Source organism: Pseudomonas sp. HY7a-MNA-CIBAN-0227 (assembly GCF_040310325.1).
Lineage (GTDB): Bacteria > Pseudomonadota > Gammaproteobacteria > Pseudomonadales > Pseudomonadaceae > Aquipseudomonas.
The window spans coordinates 216,558-240,220 of the sequence record NZ_JBEOPT010000009.1; the positions used below are offsets into that span (position 1 = coordinate 216,558).

Annotated in this window: 21 protein-coding genes and 2 tRNA genes; 9 read left to right on the forward strand and 14 right to left on the reverse strand. The window is 58.5% G+C overall.

Translation table 11 applies throughout. The features are described from left to right. The first annotated feature begins 295 nt into the window (after positions 1 to 295). Positions 296 to 1,294 (forward strand): AraC family transcriptional regulator, encoded by a 999-nt coding sequence (locus AAEZ06_RS17180; RefSeq protein WP_149413533.1) that lies wholly within the window; start codon positions 296 to 298, stop codon positions 1,292 to 1,294. A gap of 88 nt (positions 1,295 to 1,382) precedes the next feature. Here AAEZ06_RS17180 and AAEZ06_RS17185 read toward each other — a convergent pair whose 3' ends face one another. Together AAEZ06_RS17185 and AAEZ06_RS17190 are read right to left on the reverse strand one after the other, a co-directional pair. Then, positions 1,383 to 2,729, reverse strand: a complete 1,347-nt coding sequence (locus AAEZ06_RS17185; protein ID WP_149413534.1) for an ATP-binding protein — start codon at positions 2,727 to 2,729, stop codon at positions 1,383 to 1,385. After that, positions 2,726 to 3,403 (reverse strand): response regulator transcription factor, encoded by a 678-nt coding sequence (locus AAEZ06_RS17190; RefSeq protein ID WP_149413535.1) that lies wholly within the window; start codon positions 3,401 to 3,403, stop codon positions 2,726 to 2,728. The genes AAEZ06_RS17185 and AAEZ06_RS17190 overlap by 4 nt, the downstream gene beginning before the upstream one ends. A 254-nt stretch (positions 3,404 to 3,657) precedes the next feature. Between AAEZ06_RS17190 and AAEZ06_RS17195 the strand changes: the two genes are divergently transcribed. Continuing rightward, a complete protein-coding gene (locus tag AAEZ06_RS17195; protein ID WP_149413536.1) occupies positions 3,658 to 4,374 on the forward strand; it encodes a 4'-phosphopantetheinyl transferase family protein in 717 nt (238 codons plus the stop codon). Positions 4,375 to 4,417: 43 nt separating this feature from the next. Here the strand turns inward: AAEZ06_RS17195 and AAEZ06_RS17200 are convergent, their stop codons facing one another. Beyond that, the gene (locus tag AAEZ06_RS17200) at positions 4,418 to 6,028 is read right to left on the reverse strand and encodes an ATP-binding protein (RefSeq protein WP_149413537.1); all 1,611 of its coding nucleotides are present in this window, start codon (positions 6,026 to 6,028) and stop codon (positions 4,418 to 4,420) included. After that, positions 6,025 to 6,750, reverse strand: coding sequence for a response regulator (locus AAEZ06_RS17205; protein ID WP_149413538.1), 726 nt, complete (start codon positions 6,748 to 6,750; stop codon positions 6,025 to 6,027). The genes AAEZ06_RS17200 and AAEZ06_RS17205 overlap by 4 nt, the downstream gene beginning before the upstream one ends. A gap of 816 nt (positions 6,751 to 7,566) precedes the next feature. On the opposite strand from AAEZ06_RS17205, the gene AAEZ06_RS17210 reads away from it, so the two are divergent. Then, a complete protein-coding gene (locus AAEZ06_RS17210) occupies positions 7,567 to 10,458 on the forward strand; it encodes a ribonucleoside-diphosphate reductase subunit alpha (protein WP_133099226.1) in 2,892 nt (963 codons plus the stop codon). Between the two features lie 278 nt (positions 10,459 to 10,736). Here the strand turns inward: AAEZ06_RS17210 and flgE are convergent, their stop codons facing one another. From flgE to AAEZ06_RS17240, 6 genes are all read right to left on the reverse strand, one after another. Then, the gene (gene flgE, locus AAEZ06_RS17215; protein WP_350615330.1) at positions 10,737 to 12,053 is read right to left on the reverse strand and encodes a flagellar hook protein FlgE; all 1,317 of its coding nucleotides are present in this window, start codon (positions 12,051 to 12,053) and stop codon (positions 10,737 to 10,739) included. 31 nt (positions 12,054 to 12,084) lie between these two features. Further along, positions 12,085 to 12,816, reverse strand: coding sequence for a flagellar hook assembly protein FlgD (gene flgD, locus AAEZ06_RS17220; protein ID WP_149413540.1), 732 nt, complete (start codon positions 12,814 to 12,816; stop codon positions 12,085 to 12,087). 16 nt (positions 12,817 to 12,832) lie between these two features. Continuing rightward, positions 12,833 to 13,276 carry a flagellar basal body rod protein FlgC gene (gene flgC / locus AAEZ06_RS17225; RefSeq protein ID WP_133099232.1) on the reverse strand — a complete coding sequence of 148 codons (444 nt, stop codon included), beginning with the start codon at positions 13,274 to 13,276 and terminating at the stop codon, positions 12,833 to 12,835. A gap of 3 nt (positions 13,277 to 13,279) precedes the next feature. Continuing rightward, positions 13,280 to 13,687: a flagellar basal body rod protein FlgB gene (gene flgB / locus AAEZ06_RS17230; protein ID WP_149413541.1), complete on the reverse strand. Its 408-nt coding sequence runs from the start codon at positions 13,685 to 13,687 to the stop codon at positions 13,280 to 13,282. 239 nt (positions 13,688 to 13,926) lie between these two features. Then, positions 13,927 to 14,754, reverse strand: a complete 828-nt coding sequence (cheR, locus tag AAEZ06_RS17235; protein ID WP_149413542.1) for a protein-glutamate O-methyltransferase CheR — start codon at positions 14,752 to 14,754, stop codon at positions 13,927 to 13,929. Positions 14,755 to 14,797: 43 nt separating this feature from the next. Beyond that, positions 14,798 to 15,730, reverse strand: a complete 933-nt coding sequence (locus tag AAEZ06_RS17240) for a chemotaxis protein CheV (protein ID WP_133099235.1) — start codon at positions 15,728 to 15,730, stop codon at positions 14,798 to 14,800. An 82-nt stretch (positions 15,731 to 15,812) separates the two neighbouring features. On the opposite strand from AAEZ06_RS17240, the gene flgA reads away from it, so the two are divergent. From flgA to AAEZ06_RS17260, 4 genes are all read left to right on the forward strand, one after another. After that, positions 15,813 to 16,589 (forward strand): flagellar basal body P-ring formation chaperone FlgA, encoded by a 777-nt coding sequence (gene flgA / locus AAEZ06_RS17245; protein WP_149413543.1) that lies wholly within the window; start codon positions 15,813 to 15,815, stop codon positions 16,587 to 16,589. 140 nt (positions 16,590 to 16,729) lie between these two features. Then, positions 16,730 to 17,056, forward strand: coding sequence for a flagellar biosynthesis anti-sigma factor FlgM (flgM, locus tag AAEZ06_RS17250; RefSeq protein WP_133099456.1), 327 nt, complete (start codon positions 16,730 to 16,732; stop codon positions 17,054 to 17,056). 48 nt (positions 17,057 to 17,104) lie between these two features. Beyond that, positions 17,105 to 17,572 (forward strand): flagella synthesis protein FlgN, encoded by a 468-nt coding sequence (locus tag AAEZ06_RS17255; RefSeq protein ID WP_149413544.1) that lies wholly within the window; start codon positions 17,105 to 17,107, stop codon positions 17,570 to 17,572. Between the two features lie 95 nt (positions 17,573 to 17,667). Further along, positions 17,668 to 18,417, forward strand: a complete 750-nt coding sequence (locus AAEZ06_RS17260) for a flagellar brake protein (protein ID WP_149413545.1) — start codon at positions 17,668 to 17,670, stop codon at positions 18,415 to 18,417. Positions 18,418 to 18,475: 58 nt separating this feature from the next. Here AAEZ06_RS17260 and AAEZ06_RS17265 read toward each other — a convergent pair whose 3' ends face one another. Beyond that, on the reverse strand, positions 18,476 to 19,873 hold the full coding sequence (locus AAEZ06_RS17265; RefSeq protein WP_149413546.1) for an MFS transporter: 1,398 nt from the start codon (positions 19,871 to 19,873) through the stop codon (positions 18,476 to 18,478). Positions 19,874 to 20,238: 365 nt separating this feature from the next. Next, positions 20,239 to 20,315, reverse strand: a tRNA-Arg gene (locus AAEZ06_RS17270). A gap of 337 nt (positions 20,316 to 20,652) precedes the next feature. Between AAEZ06_RS17270 and AAEZ06_RS17275 the strand changes: the two genes are divergently transcribed. Further along, positions 20,653 to 20,889 (forward strand): hypothetical protein, encoded by a 237-nt coding sequence (locus AAEZ06_RS17275; RefSeq protein ID WP_149413547.1) that lies wholly within the window; start codon positions 20,653 to 20,655, stop codon positions 20,887 to 20,889. A gap of 463 nt (positions 20,890 to 21,352) precedes the next feature. Further along, positions 21,353 to 21,679 carry an Arc family DNA-binding protein gene (locus AAEZ06_RS17280; protein ID WP_133099243.1) on the forward strand — a complete coding sequence of 109 codons (327 nt, stop codon included), beginning with the start codon at positions 21,353 to 21,355 and terminating at the stop codon, positions 21,677 to 21,679. Positions 21,680 to 21,773: 94 nt separating this feature from the next. Here the strand turns inward: AAEZ06_RS17280 and mgtE are convergent, their stop codons facing one another. Both mgtE and AAEZ06_RS17290 read right to left on the reverse strand, forming a co-directional pair. Further along, positions 21,774 to 23,216: a magnesium transporter gene (gene mgtE / locus AAEZ06_RS17285; RefSeq protein WP_149413549.1), complete on the reverse strand. Its 1,443-nt coding sequence runs from the start codon at positions 23,214 to 23,216 to the stop codon at positions 21,774 to 21,776. 370 nt (positions 23,217 to 23,586) lie between these two features. Continuing rightward, a tRNA-Arg gene (locus AAEZ06_RS17290) sits at positions 23,587 to 23,663 on the reverse strand.

The following is a 23,663-nucleotide window of genomic DNA, read 5'->3' on the forward strand; positions in this document are numbered from 1 at the left end:
CGCCATTGCCCACGACACTTGAATTGCGAACCCTCCTGCACTGGAGGGATTTGTTTTGGCGAGCTGCGCTGGGCAGATCTGCGTTTCCTATCGCAAACGCCATGCCACTTTACTGAAAACCGCTAAAGGCCTTTAGAGATCAGGCCCTGTGGTTTTCGGGCACCATTCAAACGTTGGTACAAGTGGCGGATTTCCGCCCACTGCCCGAGCCTCGTCCTACAATTTGGCGGATATCCGCCTTGTCGCTTCTCTGTACGATGGCTACCATTCGCCACTTAATGGACGAGGCCCCTTCATGCGTGAACGTACCATTGCCAGTCACTATGCCCGCGCCGCCCTGGGTGGTGCGCACCGGGCCGGCTACGATTACTCGGGGTTGTTGCAGCAACTGGGCATCACCCCCGAACTGCTTAGCGAACCTCGTGCCCGTATCGCGCCGGAACAGTTCACCCAGCTGTTGCAGATGCTGTGGCTGGCGCTGGACGACGAATACCTGGGCTTCGCCGATGGCCCGAGCAAACGCGGCACCTTCGCCATGATGTGCCACGCGCTGATCCACTGCCGCACCCTGGAGAAGGCTCTGGAACGCGGCTTGTTATTTTATGGCCTATTCCCGCAGGGGCCGCGCTGGCACCTGACACGGGAAGGCGATATGGCCCGCTTGAGCCTGGACGATTCTCAACTGTGGGACCCGGATCACTTTTTGAGTGAGTGCCTACTGGTGATCTGGCATCGCCTCGGCAGTTGGCTGATCGGCCAGCGTATTCGCCTGGAGCAGGCAACGTTCAGCTACCCGATGCCGGCCCATAGTGGCGAATACGATTTGCTGTTCCCCTGCCCCCACGTATTTGCCGCGCCTGTCAGCAGCCTGGTGTTCCACAGCCGCTACCTGAGCCTGCCGCTGTTGCAGGACGAGCGCACCCTCAAGCATTTCCTGGAGCGTTCACCCGCCGACCTGCTGTCACGCCCGGACGAAGGCGACAGCTTGAGCAGCCAGTTGCGCCGTTTGTTAAGTCGCGACCGCACGCCCTGGCCGGACCTGGAAGCCGTCGCCCAGCATTTGCATATCAGCCCGCAAACACTGCGCCGGCATTTGCGCGAAGAAGGCACCAGCTTTCAGGCGCTCAAGGATGAACTGCGCCGAGATATTGCGATTTTTCACTTGGGCCGGGCGGATTTGTCACTGCAGGAGATCGCCGAGCAACTGGGGTTTTCCGAGCCTTCGGCGTTTCATCGCGCGTTCAAAAAGTGGACGGGGCTGACGCCCGGTGCTTATAGATCGCAAGAAAGCTAAGGCCGAACACTGTCCTGAGACAAGAGTGATTAATGTGGCGAGGGAGCAAGCTCCCTCGCCACAGAAAGCTCACTGACCATAGAAGTATTTAGACTGCCGAAAAGTGGATCTTGAACGCCGCCCCGCCCAAGGGTGAATCCCCCAGGGTCAGCCGCGCGCCGTAGCTTTCGATGATGTCCTTGACCACTGCCAACCCGATCCCCTGCCCCGGATGCTGACGGTCCAGCCGCTCGCCCCTTTGCAGAATCCGCGCACGCTGGTCCGGCGGTACGCCAGGGCCATCGTCTTCAATGCACAGCTGGGTGCCTTCGAGGCTTTCATACAGGGTGATGCGCACTTCGCTCAGACACAGGCGATAGGCGTTTTCCAGCAGGTTGCCGAGTAATTCGAGCAGAGCGCCCCGCTCGATGGGCACGTCGCATTCTTCCGGCAGGTCAAAGGACACTCGCACGCCCTTGTCGCGGTAGACCTTGTCCAGTGTGTCACACAGGCTTTGCAGCACCGGCCGCAACCGTACCTGGTGGCGCACCAGGCCGCTTTTGCGCAGGCTGGCGCGCTGCAACTGGTAGCTGATTTGCTGGCTCATGCGCTCGATCTGCGATTGCAGCACCCAGGCTTGCTCGCGGTCCTCGGGGCGCTGGGCCATGTCTTCGCTCACGCCCTGCAACACCGCCAGCGGGGTTTTCAGGCTGTGGGCCAGGTCGTCGAGGGAGTCGCGGTAACGGGTGCGCTGCTCACGCTCGCTGTGGAGCAAACGGTTGAGGGAGCCGGTCAGCCGCAGCAGCTCCCGCGGGTGTTGTTCACTGAGGCTTTCGCGGGTACCGCCTTCGATCTCGTCCAGTTCCTGGCTCAGGCGACGCAGGGCTTGTAGGCCCCAGGTCAGGCCGAGCCAGAGCAGGGTCAGCAGCACCAGCAAGGCGGCGCCGAAGCCCAAGTAGAGGTTTTCCCGCAGACCTTCGAGGGTCAGTTGGTATTCGCGCACCGGTTGCAGGGCGACAATACTGAATGCCGCGCTCTTGCCCCCCAGCAGCTTGACCTCGACGTCATAGGCAAAAAATTCCTGGCCGTTGGCCTCGCGAATCTTCGCGAACTCGTTGCCGCGCCCGTCGTAGCGCGGCTTGTAGTTGATGTTTTCTTCCTGGGTCGCCCGCGAGCGCCAGACCAGGTGGCCTTCACGGTCATAGATGTAGCCCAGCAGACGGCTGTCGGTGAGGTTGAAGCGCTCGTCCGGCAATTGCGCCGGCATCAGCAGGCGGTTTTTTTCGACCCGCGCCGCAGAGATCAGCGTCGTCACGTCTGACGCCAGGCGCTGCTCGATAGCGTCCTGCAAGGCCAGGCTGAACGCGCCCTGCATGGCCGGTAGCAACGCCAGCATAAACAGCACGGCCAGGGTGGTGGCCGCCAGCATCAGGCGCACACGTAACGAGCGAATCAACGGCAGCGCTCGTTAAACAGGTAGCCCAGGCCTCGCACGGTGTCGATCGGTTTGAATCCCGCAGGCCCTTCCAGCTTGCGGCGCAGGCGGCCCACCAGCACTTCGATCACGTTTGGATCGCGCTCGTCGTCATCGGGGTAGAGCTGTTCCATCAAGCGGTCCTTGGCCACCACTTGTTGATGGTGACGCATCAGGTATTCGAGGATTCGGTACTCATAGGCGGTCAGCGCCAGGGGTTGTTCGTCGAGGGAAGCCTGTTTGCGATTGAGGTCCAGCAGCAACGGGCCCGCAACAATGGTCGACTGGGTAAACCCGCTGGAACGACGCAGCAATGCATTCATCCGTGCTTCCAGCTCTTCGAACTGGAACGGCTTGACCACGTAGTCGTCGGCGCCGGCTGCCAGGCCTTCGACCTTGTCCTGCCAGTTGCCGCGCGCGGTGAGAATCAGGATCGGGAAGGTCTTGGCCTCGGTGCGCAACTGGCGGATCAGGTCCAGGCCGCCCATGCCCGGCAGGCCCAGGTCGATGATCGCCAGGTCATGGTTGAATTGCCCAGTCTGGTACAACGCTTCTTCAGCATTGGCCACGGCTTCAACCACGTGACCGCTGTCGGTGAGTCGGGTCAGCAAGTGATGACGCAGCAGCGCCTCATCTTCGACAACCAGCAGTTTCATAAAGCTCTCCAAGGCAAATCAACTTTCCAGCTGGGTACATCATAGCGGCCCTGCAAGTCTTGCTCGCTCAGTTTAACGCCGTTAAAACGGGCAGATATGTTTTCGTAGTCCCAGACTACGCAGGCGCCCCTGAACTTCTCCTGAACACTCTCTGAATCTGGGCTGAACCGGATCGTCCAGTCTGTAACACGCCAGTTAAGTCGAGCCTGTTCCAGGCTACCCATGCTCGCGGTAACCGGTGCAAAATACCCGGTATGAATCCGCTCCCCGCCTGCTGCACCCCACTCGACGCCCATTGGCCGCTGCCCGTCCCCTTGCCGGGCACGGTATTTCTGAGCACCCGCTTCGATCCGACATTGCTGGTCGCCGGCGACTTCCAGCGCTGCGCCGTACCGCCCCCGGCCAGCATCCAGCGTTCGGTAGCCAAGCGTCAGGCCGAATTTCTCGCCGGGAGGCTATGTGCCCGTGCTGCCTTGCAACAGCTTGAAGGGCTGGACTGCATTCCAGCCATTGGCGAAGATCGAGCACCGGTATGGCCGGCCCATATCAGTGGCTCGATCACCCACAGCACCGGCCACGCGGCGGCTATCGTCGCCCATAAGGCGCAGTGGCGCGGGCTGGGGATGGATCTGGAGAATGTGCTGGCGCTGGAGCGAGCCGAACGTCTGGCAGGGGAAATCCTCACGCACAATGAGTTGCAGCGCATGGCCGCAGGGCCTCGGGAGCAAATCGCGCAACTGGTGACCCTGACCTTTTCGGCCAAGGAGAGCTTGTTCAAGGCGCTCTACCCCATCGTGCAAAAGCGCTTCTACTTTGAACATGCCGAGCTGTTGGATTGGTCTGAGACAGGGCATGCGCGATTGCGGTTGCTGACGGACCTGTCCAGCGAGTGGCGCCACGGCAGCGAGTTGGATGCGCAGTTTGCCGTGCATGAGGGGCAGTTGTTGAGCCTGGTGGCGATCAGCGCCTGACAGATCCCTGTGGCGAGCGGGCTTGCCCGCTCGCAACAGGGTCTCAAGGTTTCTCTTGATCCCTCGGCCAACTCAAGCTGAAACAGGCCCCGCCCAGGTTGTTGCTCTTGCTGATCAACGCCCTCCCGCCGTGCCAATTGATAATCCTGCGCACAATCGAAAGCCCCAGGCCATGCCCACCCGAGGCCCTGGTACGGCTGTCGTCCAGGCGCAGGAACGGGGTGAAGACCCGTTCCCAGGCATTTTCCGGCACGCCGGGGCCATCGTCTTCGACGTCGATGCGACAACGTACCTGGCCCACCTGATAACTGATCAACACCTGTGACTGCGCGTGACGCATGGCATTGCTCACCAGGTTTTGCAGGGCCCGGTGCAGGTAGCGCGGCTCAGCCTCGACCCAGGCGTCATCCAAGTGGGCCGATGACAGGCAAATCCCTCGCGCCACATTGATTGCCGGGCGCAGCGGCGCTAACTCACCAATGACCTGATCGAGCAAGGCATTGAGGTCGACCCGTTGGAAGTTCAGTGCCGGCGAACCCTGCTCCAGCCGCGCGTAGGTGAGCATCTCGTCCACCAGGCCATCGAGGTCCTGGATATCGCTGTCCATGCCTTCCATGTATTTACGCCGGGCTTCAGGGGTGGCGGCGTCGCCGATCATCTCCAGGCCAAAGCGCAGGCGCGCCACCGGGGTGCGCAGCTCGTGGGACACCGCTCGCACCAATTCGCGCTGGATCGCCAGCAACCGCTGCAGATGCTCGGCCATACCGTTAAAGGCCGCCGCCAGGCGCCCTACCGAGTCAGCACCGCGCGCTGGCACCCGCGCCTCCAGGTTGCCTTTGGCGATGCGCGTAGCGGCGGATTCAAGGCCGTGCAGGCGACGCTCCAGTTGCCGCACCAGCAGGTAGACAATCAAGCCGATCAGGGTCAGACCGATCAGCGCAATCAATATCAGCCATTGCGCCGGATAAGGATTCATCTGGTACAGCGGGCCGATTTCCAGGACCCACGGCGTGCCAACCATGCCGGCAAACACGCGGATCGAATCACCACCCTTGCCCAGCGCCATCACCGTATCGCCTTCCGCTACTCGGCGGCGCTGGTCTTCGTCCATATCGGCCTGGTCGAGGGTAATCAGGTGCAGTTCGAAGCCAAAGCCCTTGGCTTCTTTAAGGTCTGCCAGGCGTTTGGGCTGCTCGGCCACCGGGTAGCGCACCAGTTCATCGGCCAGTAGGTAGATAGTCGCCCGGGCCAGTTGTTCGCTGATTTGCTGCACTTCCCCGGTGAGCAACAATTGCTCTTTTTCACTGACCAGTCGCAGAACCTTGGCGGCATGGGGCCCGGTCTGCTCTACCAACACCTGACCCCGTTGCAGGCGATTACGCTGGCCCAAGTCGAGCTGGGCATCGGCCACGGCCTGCAATTGCAGGGGAATCCCCAGCAAGCGCTCCCACACCGCCAGGGCTCGGCGGCGCTCGATGGCGCTCATCGGTTGCAAGCTGTCGCCCATCAGGGCAAAGGTGCCGTGGGCCAGGCGCTCACGGTACTGGTCACTGCGCACCTCGTTGAGCAGGTGCAATGCCAGAACGCCGAGCAGCGCCACCAGGATCAGCGCCGCACACATGCCGCCGTAGATGCGCAGGAAGATCGAGTTCACGGTTGCAGGTCGGCGGCAGCTTCAGGGACGAACAAATAACCTTTGCTGCGGATGGTCTTGATCAGGCGCGGATGGATCGGGTCATCGCCGATTTTCGGACGTATCCGCGAGATGCGTACGTCGATGGAGCGGTCCTGACCGTCATAGCCGATACCGCGCAAGGCGGTGAAGATTTCTTCCCGAGACAGGATGCGCCCGGCATTGGCGACCAGCAGCCACAACAGGTCGAATTCGGCGCTGGTCAGTTCGATGCCTCCGTCGTGCAGCCAAGCTTCGCGCAGGGCGTTGTCCACCACTAACGGGCCGAATTGCAGGCGTCGTTGTTTTTCGGGGATCGCCGGCTCGACGTTTTCGCTGCGTCGCAGCAAGGCCTGGATTCGCGCCAGCAGCAACCTCGGGCGCACCGGCTTGCAGACATAGTCGTCAGCACCCATGTCCAGGCCCTGCACTTGGTCCATGTCGTCGGTGCGGGCGGTCAGCATCAGGATCACCCCGTCGTAGCGCTCACGCACCTTGCGGCAGATGCTCAGGCCGTCTTCGCCGGGCAGCATCAGGTCGAGAATCACCAGGTCGGGCTGCTCGGCAATGATCCGTGCCGCCGCCAGGGCACCGTTGCCCTCTATCGACACCCGCAGGCCGTTGCCTTCCAGATAATCACGGGTCAATTCAGCCAGGCGCTGGTCGTCCTCGACAATCAATACCTGCCAGGCTTCATGCTCCATGCGTTACCTCTATTCAAATAATGTAGGCGCAAGCGTGCTCGCGATGGTGGTTAACGATAACGCGTAAAATTTGACACCCAGCGGCGCTCTGCCGTTTTTCGCAAGCAAGAACTAGGCGTCCCCCCTCGCCCCTATATTTGTCATGTGGAGAGGGCATAACACAGCGTGTATCCAAGCCGATTGTAGCAACGGGCCAGCCCTCGAACACAAGCCTGGAAATGCATTCGGTAATCGCGTTTTTTTGTGATAGGGTTCGCGCCCTCAAAAAACCAACCGGGTGTTTTCACCTTTGAATATTCGGTGACAAGCGGTGTAATGCCGCAGTACTGCGGCCTACACGGCGATTCGCTCTTTCATACACATTTTACCCACAGCGTTATCCACAGGTAGTGCGTTGCTAAGCCCCCCAAAACGCATTATCTTGTAGCTCGCCGCAAAAAAAACCCTACATGTAGGGTTTTCGGCAAAAAGACCAAACACAAATCAGACAAGAAACTCAAGCCCTTTCTTGCTCCTGTTTGGTTGAACTTAAGACGTTTTCAGAAGACCAAACCGCGCACGCGGATGGCAGCCGTTTCAGCCCACACCGGGAGAAACGGTACGGGTGTTGCAGTACAAAACTGTCACCCATCAGGAATACGGTTTAGAGCCAAGGCTCTGCACCGAAGACTTCGGCATGGAAGCGGCGCGATCAGCTCCCTTCCTCCTGTCCCGAAGTTGTTATGCCAGGCCCAGGCCTGCTGTAAGTGCTTCAGGACGGAACGGTGGGCACCGTGATGGTGCCCAAATAAATATAGAATGTGGAGACAACCCCCCATGCAAACCGACACAACTCGCGAGAACCCGCAGGGCTCCGTGCAGCAGGCCGCCGATTCGAATCTGGATCTGTCCGCCACCGCACCCGGCCAATTGCGCGTGATCAAGCGTAACGGCACTGTCGTTCCTTACACCGATGACAAAATCACCGTCGCCATCACCAAAGCGTTTCTCGCAGTTGAAGGCGGCACCGCTGCTGCCTCGTCGCGAATCCACGACACCGTTGCCCGCCTGACCGAACAAGTCACTGCAACCTTCAAGCGTCGCATGCCATCGGGCGGCACCATCCACATCGAAGAAATCCAGGACCAGGTCGAACTGGCTCTGATGCGTGCCGGCGAGCAGAAAGTGGCTCGCGACTACGTGATCTACCGCGACGGTCGCTCCAAGGAACGTGCGACCCGCGCTCCGACCGAGGAAGCGGTAAACGCTCACCCGTCGATCCGCATCACCCTCGCCGACGGCACCTTCGCGCCGCTGGACATGGGCCGCCTGAACACCATCGTCACCGAGGCCTGTGAAGGCCTGGAAGAAGTCGACGGCGACCTGATCCAGCGCGAAACCCTGAAGAACCTGTACGACGGCGTGGCCCTGAGCGACGTCAATACCGCCCTGGTGATGACTGCCCGTACCCTGGTCGAGCGTGAGCCGAACTACTCGTTCGTCACCGCCCGCCTGTTGATGGACACCCTGCGCGCCGAAGGCCTGAGCTTCCTGGAAGTCGCCGACAGCGCGACCCACCACGAAATGGTCGACCTGTACGCCAAGGCCCTGCCTTCGTACATCGCCAAGGGTATCAAATACGAATTGTTGAACCCGATCCTGGCCACCTTCGACCTGGAAAAACTCGGCAAGGCAATCAACCACGAACGTGACCAGCAGTTCACCTACCTGGGCCTGCAAACCCTGTACGACCGTTACTTCATTCACAAGGACGGTATCCGCTTCGAACTGCCGCAGATCTTCTTCATGCGCGTGGCCATGGGCCTGGCGATCGAAGAGAAGAACAAGGAAGACCGTGCGATCGAGTTCTACAACCTGTTGTCGTCCTTCGACTACATGTCCTCGACGCCAACCCTGTTTAACGCCGGCACCCTGCGTCCACAGCTGTCGAGCTGCTACCTGACCACCGTGCCGGATGACCTCTCGGGCATCTACCACGCGATCCACGACAACGCCATGCTGTCCAAATTCGCTGGCGGCCTGGGCAACGACTGGACGCCAGTGCGCGCCTTGGGTTCGTACATCAAGGGCACCAACGGCAAGTCCCAGGGCGTCGTCCCGTTCCTCAAAGTCGTGAACGACACCGCCGTAGCGGTCAACCAGGGTGGCAAGCGCAAAGGCGCTGTCTGTGCCTACCTGGAAACCTGGCACATGGACATTGAAGAGTTCATTGAGCTGCGCAAGAACACCGGTGATGACCGTCGTCGTACCCACGACATGAACACCGCCAACTGGATCCCTGACCTGTTCATGAAGCGCGTCTTCGATGACGGCCAGTGGACCCTGTTCTCGCCGTCCGAAGTACCGGACCTGCACGACCTGACCGGCAAGGCCTTCGAAGAGCGTTACGAGTACTACGAAGCCCTGTCCCAGTACCCGGGCAAGATCAAGCTGTTCAAGACCATTCAGGCCAAAGATCTGTGGCGTAAAATGCTCTCCATGCTGTTTGAAACCGGCCACCCATGGCTGACCTTCAAAGACCCGTGCAACCTGCGCAGCCCGCAGCAGCACGTGGGCGTGGTCCACAGCTCGAACCTGTGCACCGAGATCACCTTGAACACCAACAAGGACGAGATCGCCGTTTGCAACCTGGGTTCGATCAACCTGCCGAACCACATCAAGGACGGCAAGCTGGATACCGCCAAGCTGGAGCGCACCGTCAACACCGCAGTACGCATGCTCGATAACGTTATCGACATCAACTACTACTCGGTGCCACAGGCGCAGAACTCCAACTTCAAGCACCGTCCGGTTGGACTGGGCATCATGGGCTTCCAGGACGCTTTGTACCTGCAGCACATTCCTTACGGCTCCGACGCAGCCGTCGAGTTCGCTGACAAGTCCATGGAGGCGGTCAGCTACTACGCGATCCAGGCTTCCTGCGACCTGGCTGACGAGCGCGGCGCCTACGAGACGTTCCAGGGTTCGCTGTGGTCCAAAGGCATCCTGCCGCTGGATTCGCAACAGATCCTGATTGAGCAACGTGGCCAGAAGTACATCGACGTTGACCTGAACGAATCCCTGGACTGGGCGCCAGTACGTGCCCGTGTGCAGAAAGGCATTCGTAACTCCAACATCATGGCCATCGCACCGACCGCCACCATCGCCAACATCACTGGCGTGTCGCAGTCGATCGAACCGACTTACCAGAACCTGTATGTGAAATCGAACCTGTCGGGCGAATTCACCGTGATCAACCCGTATCTGGTTCGCGACCTGAAAGCCCGCGACCTGTGGGACTCGGTCATGATCAACGACCTGAAGTACTACGACGGTTCGGTGCAACAGATCGAGCGCATCCCGCAAGAACTCAAAGAGCTCTACGCGACTGCCTTCGAAGTGGACACCAAGTGGATCGTTGACGCCGCCAGCCGTCGCCAGAAGTGGATCGACCAGGCTCAGTCGCTGAACCTGTACATCGCCAGCGCTTCGGGCAAGAAGCTGGACGTGACCTACCGCATGGCTTGGTACCGTGGCCTGAAAACCACTTACTACCTCCGTGCGCTAGCTGCGACCAGCACCGAGAAGTCGACCATCAATACCGGTAAGCTGAACGCTGTATCCAGCGGCAACCACGGTGATGATTCGGTTCTTGCGGCTCCGGCCGGCCCTGCACCAGTGCCAAAAGCCTGCGCGATTGACGAGCCGGATTGCGAAGCTTGCCAGTAAGCTGAGCAGGTCCTGGGCTTAATCACCCAGGACTGAAAAGCCCCCGATAGACCCTGGCTGCAGTTGGGTTTATCGGGGGCTTTTTCATAGGGGCTTCGCGGAGCAAATGACGTCCGCCAGGCCTGATACCTGTGAACTCAACACACCTCCCCTCCAGTCAGTGCAGAGCAGCCTCGACCACTCAAAACGAAACACCAGGAAGCATCCCACTTGCCAAATAGCGCGCAAAAAAAGCCCCTCATTGAGGGGCTTTCGGTGCAGGCGCTAAATCGACAACATCAGGTCATCTGAATAATGGTCTGCATGATGGTGCTTTCGGTGGAGATGGTCTTGGAGTTCGCCTGGAAGTTACTCTGGGCCTTGATCAGCTCCACCAACTCGCTGGTCAGGTTGACGTTGGAGTTCTCCAGGGAGTTGGCGATGACCGAACCCAAAGTACCGGACTCCGGCGCATCATAACCTGGCTGGCCGGACGCGAAGGTCTCCTTCCAGGTAGTGCCGCCGTTCGGCTGCAGGCCCTGTTCATTGTTGAAGCTGGCCAGGGAGATCTGGCCGATCGCCTTGCTCTGCTCGTTACTGAACGTGGCAAACATGACGCCGCTGCTGTCGATTTTCAGCCCGGTGATTTCGCCAGTAGCGTAACCATCAGTGACCGGCGGGTTGCGATAACTGGCAGAGTTGTACTGGGTGATATTGGCCATATTGACGGCAATACCAGTCGGGTTGGCAGCCGCGCCGTTATCTACCCACACGTCATTTTTCATGACGCCCGGCTTCCAGTCGGCAATAGTCAGGGTGGTGTTGGAAACAGTACTTGGCGGCGTAACGATGCCCTTGAGCGCACCAGCTGTATCGAAGGTCACGGTCGACGCCACAGGCGCGACGGCACCGGCGCCACTGATAGGCGTACCGTTGGGGTTACGGCCGTCGATCAGAGTGTAGGCCTTCCAGGTATTGGAGTCGGTCTTCACCATGTACTGCACCATAGGGTGCGAGTTGCCCTGGGTGTCGTACAACATGGTGGTGTACTGGGTGGTAAAGCTGTCCGATTTGGTCGGATCGAACGGGTTGAGCGCCTGGTCGATCACTGGCTCCGAGGACTTCAGGTTGCTGGTGGAGTCCACCTTGGTGGACGCCTTGGGTGACAGGTTCGACTGATCGATGCGCAGGTCTACCAGGCCACCCTTGATGATATTGCCGTTTTCGTCTGCCGCGTAACCTTGCAGGCGCGAGGTGCCGGTGGAGTTGGTGACGTAGCCATCCTTGTCCGGTTTAAAAGTACCAGAGCGGGTGTACTCCAAGGAACCGTCGCTGCCCTTCTGCACAAAGAAGCCGCCGCCCTTGATCGCCATGTCCAGCAAACCACCGGTGCCGGTGATTTCGCCTTGGCTGAATTGCTGGGAAACCGCTGCCAGGCTCACACCGCTACCAATAGCGTTGTGGCCGCTGCCCAGTTTGGAGGCGGCGTAGACGTCGGCGAATTCCGCACGGGACGACTTGAAGCCGGTGGTAGCAACGTTGGCGATGTTGTTGCCAGTCACGTCCAGCTGTTTGTTGGCCGCATAGAGGCCGCTAAGGCCGATATTAAAAGACATGTTTCTCTCCTCTTGCCGAATTTAGCCGGCTCTATGTACCGATAGTCTGAATTTGCGACAGCTTGATGCTGCCCATGCCGCCAGAAAGATTGAGCAGCATTTCGCCGCCCGTCTGGCTCAAGGTCACGCTAGTGACCGTGGCGGGTAGCGAGGTCTTCAACGCTATCGCATCACCGGCATCGCTCTTGGTGGTGGCCGCGAAGGTGTAGTTGCCGGAGTCGACTTTCTCGCCGGCTTCGTTTTTGCCGTCCCAGATAAAGTCCGACTTGCCGGCTGCCTGAGCGCCCAAGTCGATGGTCTTGACCAGCTTGCCGTCCTTGTCGGAGACCTTGATGGTGACGTTGCCCACCGACGAGGTGACTGCCACGGAACCGGTGAAGCTCTTGCTGGTGTCGACCATGGCCTTGTCGGTCTCGATGATCACCGAACGACCCACCAGCGACGACGCTTGCAGCGCTTGCGACGATTTGTAGTTGCTGGAGATAGCATTCACCGAGTCGTTCAGGGTGTTGATGCCTTCCAGGCTGCTGAACTGCGCCAGTTGCGCGACAAACGCGCCGTTATCCTGGGGCGACAGCGGGTTCTGGTTTTTCAGCTGGGTGACCAGCAACTGCAGGAACGCATCCTTGCCCAAGGCCTGGCTGCCAGAAGCCTCTTTGGTAGCACCCGCCAGGCTATCCTGGTTGGCTGCGGCATCCTTGACCTTGTTGTTGAACAAGTCCTGGATCGTCGAGTTACTCGACACATCGTTGGTAACGGACATTCTTTGGCGCCCCTTATCACTGACCCAGAGTCAGGACCTTCTGCATCATGGTTTTGGCGGTGTTCATCATTTCCGCGTTGGTCTGGAACGAGCGACTGGCGGAAATCATGTCAGCCATTTCCTCGACCACATTGACGTTGGGATAGAACACATAACCCTTGGCGTCGGCGGCGGGATGGTTCGGCTCGTAGCGCGCGTCGAGGTTGCTCTGGTCTTCGACCACACCCAGCACCTGAACGCCCTGGCCCGCAGCATCCTGGTCCTGGAACAGCGAATCGCTGCCGCCACTCTGGCCACCCTGGAACATGGTGGCGAACACCGGGTGACGGGCGCGATAGGTCTGGTCAATGCTCGACGACACGGTCTCGGCGTTGGCGATGTTACTGGCGACGGTGTTCAGACGGGTGGTCTGGGCGCTCATGCCACTACCGGCAATATTAAAAACACTGGATAGAGACATGACTTACTCTCCGCGCAGGGCTGACATCAGCCCTTTGAATTTGCTGTTGAGCAGGGTGAAGCTGGCCTGAAAGTTCACCGAGTTCTCGGCGTAGTTCGATTGCTCCAACTGCGCGTCGACGGTGTTCTGGTCGATCGATGGCTGCATCGGCGTGCGGTACATCAGCGACTCGTCGCCATTGCCCAGGCCTTGCGCTTCGATATGACGGTTATTGGTCATGTTCAAGGCGAAGGAGCCGCTCTTGGTCTTGTCCTGCTGTGCGGCGAGCACGGCGGAGAAGTCCAAGTCCCGAGCCTTGTAGTTCGGGGTGTCGGCGTTGGCGATGTTGTTAGCCAGGACTTCGGCACGCTGGGCGCGAAAGCCCAGGGCTTGTTCGTGGATACCGAGCGCTTTATCGAAGCTGATGCTCATGGCGGAAACCTTTAGGGGCTGACCTGCTTTTCGTAATCTGGATATAGCAAGTGGCATGCCAAGTCATCGAATCCCTGTAAATCAAGGGTTTGCCGGGAGATTGCCGGTGGCAATGCCAGAAAAGCGGCAAGGGGTTTCCGCCAAACGCCAGTAAAGCGGCAATACGCATTGCCGCTTTGCGCCCATAAAAAACGGGAGGCCTTTGCAGGACCTCCCGGTTTTTATGCGACGCATGCCTATCACTTGGCCTGGTAAATAATCCCAGGACTGCACTGCACCATCTGGTAATGATCCGGCAACCCGTTCAACGCTTCAGAAGCGCCAAGAAACAGATACCCCCCGCGCTTGAGCGTGCTGTGGATGCGCAACAGGATGTCCTTCTTCACTTCAGCCGAGAAGTAGATCAGTACGTTGCGGCAAAACACGATATCGAACTTGCCCAGGCTGGCGTAGCTGTCCAGCAGGTTGAACGAACGAAACTCCACCCGGCTCTTGATCGGCGCCTTGACTGCCCAACGACCGGCAACCTTGGGGTCGAAGAAACGCTGCAAGCGTTCCGGAGACAGGCCTCGCCCCAGGGCCAGGCTGTCGTACTCACCTGTCTTGCAGTTGGTGAGCATGGTGCCGGACAAGTCGGTGGCAACAATCTGCACCCCGGCCTTCAACTGGCCCATGTTGGTCCGCTCGAACTCGTCGATGGACATCGACAGCGAGTACGGTTCCTGCCCCGAAGAGCAGGCCGCCGACCAGATGCGCAGGCGCTGGCCGGGGCTGGCCTTGATCGCTTCGGGCAGGACCTTGTTCTTGAGCACTTCAAAGGGATAGGTGTCACGAAACCACAGGGTTTCGTTGGTGGTCATGGCATCGACCACCATTTCCTTGAGCCCGCTGCGTGGCTGGCTCTGTATCCGCTGAACGAGGTCGCCGAGGGACTTGATCCCTTGCTGCTCCATCAGTTTATTGAGACGGCTTGATACCAGGTACTGCTTGTTTTCACCGAGCAATATGCCACAGGCTTTTTCCAGGAAGACCCGGAACTGTTCGAAATCCAAATTACCCGTAGACAATGGTACCGCCTCTTAAATCGTGTGACCGCCAGGGAAAAAGCCCCTAGCCGTGATCTGCTGCCTTGATCCGGTCGACTACCCGGGCTGCCAGGTCATCAGGACGGAATTTGGCCAGGAAGTCATCGGCACCGACCTTCTTGACCATCGCCTGATTGAATACACCGGACAATGAAGTATGCAGGATGATATGTAATTTTTGCATGCGTGGATCGTTGCGTATCTCGGCCGTAAGGGTGTAGCCGTCCATTTCCGGCATCTCGATGTCGGAAATCATCATCAAGAATTCTTCTTCCGGTTTCTTGCCTTCATCCACCAGCTTGCGCAGGTAATCCAGGGCCTGGCGGCCATCGTTGAGTGCCACCACTTCGACACCAACGGTCTGCAGGCAACGGGAGACCTGCTTGCGCGCTACCGAGGAGTCATCCACCGTCAGCACCCGCAGGGAAATCGCCTTGTGCGCCGTCTCCGCGTCTACTACACCCACCGAAATAGCTTCCGAAGTCGGCGCCACTTCCGCGAGGATTTTCTCCACGTCGATGATTTCCACCAACTGGTTGTCGACCCGCGTCACTGCCGTCAGGTAGTGATCGCGACCGGTGCCCTTGGGCGGCGGATGGATCTCTTCCCAGTTCATGTTGACGATGCGCTCCACCGAGCGCACCAGGAAACCCTGGGTCTTGGTGTTGTACTCGGTGATGATCACGAACGGACTCTCGCGATCCTGCAAGCCGGACGAGCCCGTAGCCATCGCCAAGTCAAGAATCGGAATGGTCGAGCCGCGAATGTTGGCCACGCCACACACCACAGGGTTGGACTTGGGCAATACGGTCAGCTTGGGACATTGCAGCACCTCCCGCACCTTGAAGACGTTGATGCCGTAAAGCTGCTTGCCATCCAAACGAAACAGCAGCAACTCCAGGCGATTCTGCCCTACCAGCTGCGTGCGCTGGTTCACTGAATCCATTACTCCCGCCATGCCCAGACTCCTACACTACAAAACCTACGGGTACGACGCGTACCCAACACTAAACGGCACGAGCTTTGCTTTTTTATTGGCCATGGACATCAAAACGACAGTTTCCCGACGCCTTCTCCCCCTGCCGTACTTTAAACAGTACCGCAGATTGCTCTGCGCCTTGCTAACGATGCTTGCCTTGGCTGCAGGCCAACAGGCCCGTGCCGACAACGTCACCTTGCCTGATCTACTTATCGGCGTCACTCAAGGCTTTCTTGAGTTCACTGTAGAAGATTATCTGGCCACTACGCAGACACCAGGACGCTATGAAATCCAGGTCAACCAATTGGACCCACGCCTGCGCCTGCCCATGTGTGACAAGGAATTGACAGCCACCCTGGAAAGCCCCGCACAACCCATCGGCCGTGTGACCGTGCGCGTGCGCTGCGACGGCGCCTCGCCCTGGACGGTGTTCGTACCGGCTCAAGTCCGCCTGTTTCGCGAAGTGGTCGCCGTCACCCGCCCGCTGAAACGCTTGGGCATTATCGGCTTTGAGGACGTTGCCCTACGCGAGCGGGACATCGGCCAGATCAGTCAGGGATACCTTACTTCCGTGGATCAAGCGATCGGGCAGAAACTTACCCGACCAATGGTCACAGATCAGGTCATCACCCTGGCTCACCTGGAACAGGCGGAAGTCATACGCAAGGGTGATCAAGTGGTGATTTCCGCCAGCAGCGGCGGCCTGAATGTAAAAATGCCGGGAGAGGCTCTGTCCAATGGCGGCATGAGCGAACAGATTCGGGTCAAGAACCTCAACTCCAAGCGGGTGATCAAGGCGCGAGTGACTGCACCCGGCCAGGTCGAGGTAGCGTTATAGATCACTGGCGCGGGAGGCCAGCTTTTCCTACACTGTGCGCAAGACGTCATCACGTATAGGTTTATTGTCAGTCGAGCCTAAAGTTTGTCCGGGTATGGCCGAAAACATGGCAAGCGTCCAAATACCCAGAGGTTTTCATGATGGTCATTGATTTCAGTCGATTAAATAACGCCCCCTCACAGCTCGTCAGCACCCGCGCCAACGGTGCCAAGGAAAGCGTTGAGGCCGGCAAGTCCCAGCCACTGCCCGTCAAGGCAGACCAGGCCGGCGCCAGCCAGAGCGGGGAATCGGTACATTTGAGCAATGAGGCTCAACAGTTGCAAAAGGTCACTGACTCGCTGCGCGATCAACCGGTTGTCAATAAAGCCCGTGTGGCCGAATTGAAACAAGCGATTGCCGATGGCAGCTACAAAGTCGACAGCAACCGTGTAGCCAGCAAACTGCTTAACTTCGAAGCCGAGCGCTAGGCAAAGGCCTGCGCCAGGCTTTTGGACGCTTAAAACCCAAGGCCAGCCATGCACGACGAAAATTTACTGCAACTGATCATTGAAGACCTGGCTCCAGCACAGCATCTGCTTGAGCTGCTTCAGGAAGAGTCGATCGCCCTGCACGGCCGAGACATGCGCCTGCTGGAAGATATTCTGGCGCGCAAGCAATCGCTGATCATTCTGCTGGAACAGCATGGCAAGAAACGCAGCCAGATTCTTGTCAGCCTGGGACTGCCTGCCGATCACGACGGCCTGGAGCAACTGGCGAGCCACTCGTCGGTAGGCGACCAGTTACGGGCCCAGAGCCAGGAGCTCAACCAGCTGCTCATCACTTGCCAGGAAGCCAACACGCTCAACGGCCAGTCGATCCAGCTTCAGCAAGCCACTACCGCCAACCAGCTGCGCATCCTTCACGGCGGAGAACCTCCGACGCTCTATAACGCCAAAGGCTCCACCTCGCGACTGGTCAAGCCCAGCACCATCAGCCAAGCCTGACGCCGGTTTATCGCGCGCCCTATCAAGGCGCGCAACATACTGGCAAAATGCCGGTTCTTGCGTGTAGTCGTATTTTGTCTGGAGATGGAAGAACCGTGTTCAACGCCCTCAACGCGGAAGATGCTCCGCAGCCACCCAAGGTCCTCACTACGCCTCTGGAAATTGCCGGCACCTTACGGCTGCTGCAAGAGAGCCACGACCCCCTGATCATTACCTTCCATGAGCGCAACCAGCGCTTTCAAAGCTATCTGGTGGAAGTCGACCGGGACAGCAAGACGCTGAGCCTGGACGAAATGATCCCACGGGAGGGCGAACGCTACCTTGAGAATGGCGAAGCCTTCCGTATCGAAGGCTTCCACGACGGCGTGCGGGTGGCTTGGGAGAGTAACGGCAGCCTGACCATCAGCGAAAAGGACGGCCACCGCATCTATCGGGGCGGCATGCCTGACGAGGTGGTTTACCATCAGCGGCGCAACGCCTTTCGCGCAGCATTGAAATTGGCGCAACTGGTCAATGTCGATATGGGCGGAGAGAAACTCAAGTTGCCCATTGGCGGCAAACTGCTGGATATTTCCGCCACCGGTTGCAAGCTGCGCTTTGACGGTGATATCTCCCAGCGCCTGCAACTGGGCCAGGTCTACGATCGCTTTATTGCCGCCCTGCCCTTCGGCAACATGAGCACCGCCGTAGAGCTGCGTTATCTGCACTTCGAAGAAAGAATCGACACCACCTTTGCCGGCGTGCGTTTTCACAACATGAGCGGGTTGGTGCAGCGCCAGGTTGAACGCTTTGTCTACCAGCTGCAGCGCGAGGCGCGGCGGTTTGACAAGGATGATGATCTTTAAGCGGTAACAATCTGCATAAAAAACGGGCAGCCCCTTATGGGACTGCCCGTTTTTTGTTTCAGGGGCGTGCCCTGCTCAGATCGTGGGGATGATCATCCGGGTCCGGATGCTCTGGCGGCTCTGGCGACTCTTCTGCAGGCCCCTGCTCCACCGAATCAGGATCAGCTTCAGACTCTGGGTCTGGCTCGGGAACCGGCGCCTGCATCTGATCCTGAACCACCTGTTCATCCACCCGTGGGTCAAGGGCGGCCACCAGCGGCGAGCTGGACATGCTGTCAGGTACCGCCACGTGATGCAGCGGTGCATCGTCCACCTGGTGCAGGTTGGTCACGGCTTTGGGACGGATGCGCCAAACCAGGATCACCGCGCACAAACTGAAAAATGCATAGAGCATCTGGCTACCAAACAGCTTCATCAGCACACCGGCCAGCAGCGGCCCGATACTGGCGCCGACGCCGTAAGTCACCAGCAGCATGGCTGTCAGCGATACGCGGCGATCACCCTCAACGTGGTCATTGGAAAACGCCACCGCCAACGGGTAAAGGCAGAACTGCACCAGGGAGCAGAAGAACCCGGCCACAAACAGCACTTCCAACGGCACCTGGGTCATGATCGCCAACGGCAGCGCCGTCACCGCAAGGCACAAGGCGAAGCAACGGATCAACAGCGCCCGGTCATACCGATCCGAGAGCCAGCCCAAAGGCCACTGCACCACCAGCCCGGCGAAAATGCAGCTACCCATGAACAGACCGACCTGTTGAGTGCTCAACCCCTGCTGAGAAGCGTAAAGCGGCGCCAGACCGTAGAACGAGCCAACAATCAACCCGGCGCCCAGCACGGTACTGAGGGACTGCGGTACTCGCTTGATAAAAAAGCGCGGTTCCATCGGCGCCGGATGCAACGGTGCCGGGTGAATACGTCGAGTCATCGCCACCGGCACCAGGCACAGGGCAAAGCACAGCGCAACCAGCATCAGCAGCTCAAGGCCCAACTGCGGATGCATGACCAGAATAAGCTGGCCCAATACCAGGCCCAGATAAGAAGCGATCATGTAGCCACTGAAGACCAAGCCCCGCTGCTTGGCGTCCGCCTGCTCGTTGAGCCAGCTCTCGATGACCATGTACTGGCACATCATGCCGAGGCCGACGATTATTCGCAGTACGATCCAGGCCGGCAGCCAGTCGATCAAACCATGGCCCAGCACCGCCGCACCGACGATACCGGCGCAGGTGGCATAGGCGCGAATATGGCCGACCCGGGCTATCAAGCGGTGACCGATCTTGCCACCCAACACCAGACCAAAGTAGTTGGCAGCCATCAAAGCACCGACCCACAGGCTGTCGACATTATCGGCGGCCAGGCGTAAAGCCAGGTACGTACTGAGCAGACCGGAGCCGATCAGCATCATCAACGAGGAAAAATAAAGGGCTCGAAAAGATTTCCAGATTTGGCGCATCGGCGTTCCGAGCGGCTCCTTGCAGTGGGTGTCAGGCTACCAGCATGATAGTCCGGCGTCGTCAGGTCCGGACAGCCAAAACGCGCTGTACCAGAGGATTATTTTCGTCAAGCCAATTGGCTACCTCTCAGACGCTCGACGACGGCATACAAGGTACAAGGCGGTGACAAAAATTCACGCCCCCACCGCTCACTCCCCTGTGAACCTCAAACTCCGGCAAGGTTCGCAATACGATCAAAAAGACCTGCCCCCCAGACGCCTCCCATCCTCTGCGGCCAACGCCAACCCACAAAAAAGCCCCGCCAGAGTGTTCTGAACAGGGCTTTTGCGTATCGCGGCTCTTTTAAAGGAGCGCAACTCTAATGTGGTGTCCCAGGGCCGGTTCGAACGGCCAACCTTCCCCTTAGGAGGGGGATGCTCTATCCAATTGAGCTACTGGGACAAATGACAACCATCGGGCCAAAGGCACAGCGGCGGACGGCGTGCATGTTAACGGCCAAGGTGCGTTTTGTCATGTCGTCCGTAGGCTTTTTGAGTGTAGGCCGAGCCTTGCAATGCCTAGTCGTGTTTCGGGCAACAACCAAGGGCTATCCATGGCCGTCGTGCAAAATGCACTACCCCAAAATGCCATCATTGCAAATTGCAACAAACCGGCCTGCCAATTAGTCTTTAAGGCATTGATTTAAAAAGGATTTAATCAAAATATAGACTGGCATGACACCTGCAATCCTTTATCCTACAAATTCAGTCTGGCCACGCCACCTGCGGAGAATATGCCCATGAACAGCACGCCTCTACTAGTAGCCCTCAATGCCGTGGCATTGGCCACGCTGGTGATGTTCCATTTTCAATCCGCTACCGGTGATGATGTGGCACAAGCCAGCCAAGCTGTTCCCCATCATTTGCAACACCAACAGCGTCCGCAGCTGGCGGTCATGACGGCCGATGCGCAATCACCTATTCAACTGACCCAAGGCAACCAAGCCGCACACTCTTCTGAACACTGGGTTTTCTGAACCAAACACAGGAGTATTCAATGTCCAAGTCCGCGTGGCTGTTCCTGGCCCTGCAGCCTGCTTGTGCTCCGAGCCCGGTTGTCCAGCCGCCCTACCTTACGTCGCCCTACCCTAGTAAATCGGCAGTTTGCCACTAGCCTTAAAGTTAAGGGCAAAAGGCCACACCATTATAGGATGTGCGCCCCAAAACCCTTTGTAACTTGGGTTTTCGAGTAGAAAGCATCGCATGGATGCCTTGCAGAAAAGTTTTCCAACCAGTCCGCAAATTTGAAAATGAGTGCTGGCATAAAGCCTGTAGCCAGTTCAATATTTGTCACAGAATTGACGCCAAGGAACTGGCAAATTTGAGGCATGATGCGGCCTCTTTGCAATTCAGGTTGAACATTTGGCTGCAGACCTTGTCCTAACACACATCTTGCGGCCAATTCCAAAAACCGCTCCCCTGAACTAACCGGTTAAATATATGCGCCCATTGAAACAGGCAATTTATTCCAGCCGTACGGCTGACAAGTTCGTCGTACGTCTGCCAGACGGAATGCGGGAACGCATTGCCGAGGTGGCTCGCAATCATCACCGCAGCATGAACTCCGAAATCATCGCGCGCCTGGAACAGAGCCTTATCCAGGAAGGTGCGCTGGGTGAAGCGTTGAGCATGCGCCTGGACAGCCCCGAGCTGTCACTGCACGAACGCGAACTGCTGCAGCGTTTTCGTCAGCTCTCCCACCGCCAGCAAAACGCTCTTGTCTCACTTATCGCTCATGATGTTGAGGCAGCCGCCGAAGCCAACTGATTGGCGACTGAAAGCCGAAGCCAGCTGCATGCTGGCTTTTTTTTGCCTGTGACTTGGTTAAAGGCCCAGCGGTGCTTGCCTCGGGAGAAGGCAATCAGAGTAGGAAGATGGTCGCCAGCCCCAGGAAGATGAAAAAGCCACCACTGTCAGTCATGGCCGTGATCATCACACTGGCGCCCATGGCAGGGTCGCGACCAAGGCGCACCAAGGTCATGGGGATCAATACCCCCATCAGCGCAGCCAATAGCAGGTTAAGGGTCATGGCGGCGGTCATCACTACCCCCAGGGACCAACTGCCATAGAGCAAGTAAGCCACCACGCCAATCACGCCACCCCACACCAGACCATTGATCAGGCCCACTGCCAGCTCCTTGCGCATCAGCCGCGAGGTGTTGCCAGTGCTCACCTGATCCAGGGCCATGGCCCGCACGATCATTGTGATGGTCTGGTTACCGGAGTTACCACCGATCCCGGCCACGATAGGCATAAGAGCCGCCAGCGCCACCAGCTTCTCGATGGAACCTTCGAACAGGCCGATCACCCGAGAGGCAATAAACGCGGTAATCAGGTTGACGGCCAACCAGGCCCAACGGTTACGCAGAGATTTCCAGACTGACGCAAAGATATCTTCCTCTTCACGCAGACCCGCCATGTTGAGGACTTCGTTTTCACTCTCTTCACGAATCAGATCGACCATCTCATCGATGGTCAAGCGGCCGATCAGCTTGCCGTTCTTGTCGACCACCGGGGCCGAGATCAAGTCATAACGCTCGAATGCCTGGGCGGCGTCGTAGGCGTCTTCGTCAGGATGAAAGCTGACCGGGTCGCTGGCCATGACGTCCGCGACCTTCTTGTCCGGGTCATTGACCAACAGACGCTTGATCGGCAGCACGCCCTTGAGAATGCCCTCGTTGTCGACCACAAACAGTTTGTCAGTGTGGCCTGGCAGCTCTTTTAACCGGCGCAGGTAACGCAACACCACTTCCAGGCTGACGTCTTCGCGAATAGTCACCATCTCGAAGTCCATCAGCGCGCCAACCTGCTCCTCGTCGTAGGACAACGCGGAGCGCACACGCTCACGCTGTTGGCCGTCGAGGGTCTCCATCAGCTCATGGACGACGTCACGCGGCAGCTCGGAGGCCAGGTCGGCGAGTTCGTCGGCGTCCATGTCCTTGGTTGCAGCCAGGAGCTCATGATCGTCCATGTCGGCGATCAGGGTTTCACGAACCGAATCGGATACTTCGAGGAGGATGTCGCCGTCGCGATCAGACTTGACCAGTTGCCAGAGGGTCAGGCGATCACCCAGGGGCAAAGCTTCAAGGATGTAGGCTACGTCGGCGGAGTGCAGGTCATCGAGCTTGCGTTGCAACTCGACGAGGTTTTGCCGGTGGACCAGGCTCTCTACCCGGTCATGATTCGGGCCTTCCTGACGGTGAGTCAGGTCTTCGACCACGCGCTGGCGCTGCAGCAGCTCAACAACTTGAGCGAGGCGATCCTGCAGGCTTTCTTGTGTTTTCTTTACTTCAACTTCGGTCATAGGCGAACTCCACTCCCAGCAGCGGGGCACGCCGGAAGGATCAATCAGTCAATTCATGATTGGTAAAACGGGGTACTGAGTTACTACTGGGTAAGTCCATGGAGGTATTCCACAAGCCCCGGCGGGGCTGACGGGCGCAATGATACACCGCCCAGCTGCTTAAAACGTTAAAAAACTGGCAAGAACAAACGCTTGCGCGACAACGCCGAGTATCGGGCACACTCATGAAACTGCGACGACACAGGCAGAAAAGAAAACACATGGGGGCAGGTAGAAAAGCCCGGAGGGCGATTACACGTCGTGGTCACAGACAAGAAAAATAAAAACCCCAGACGGCAAAAAGCCCGCACTAGGCGGGCTTTTTGTTGTTTGGTGCACTCGACAGGATTCGAACCTGTGACCGCTCGGTTCGTAGCCGAGTACTCTATCCAGCTGAGCTACGAGTGC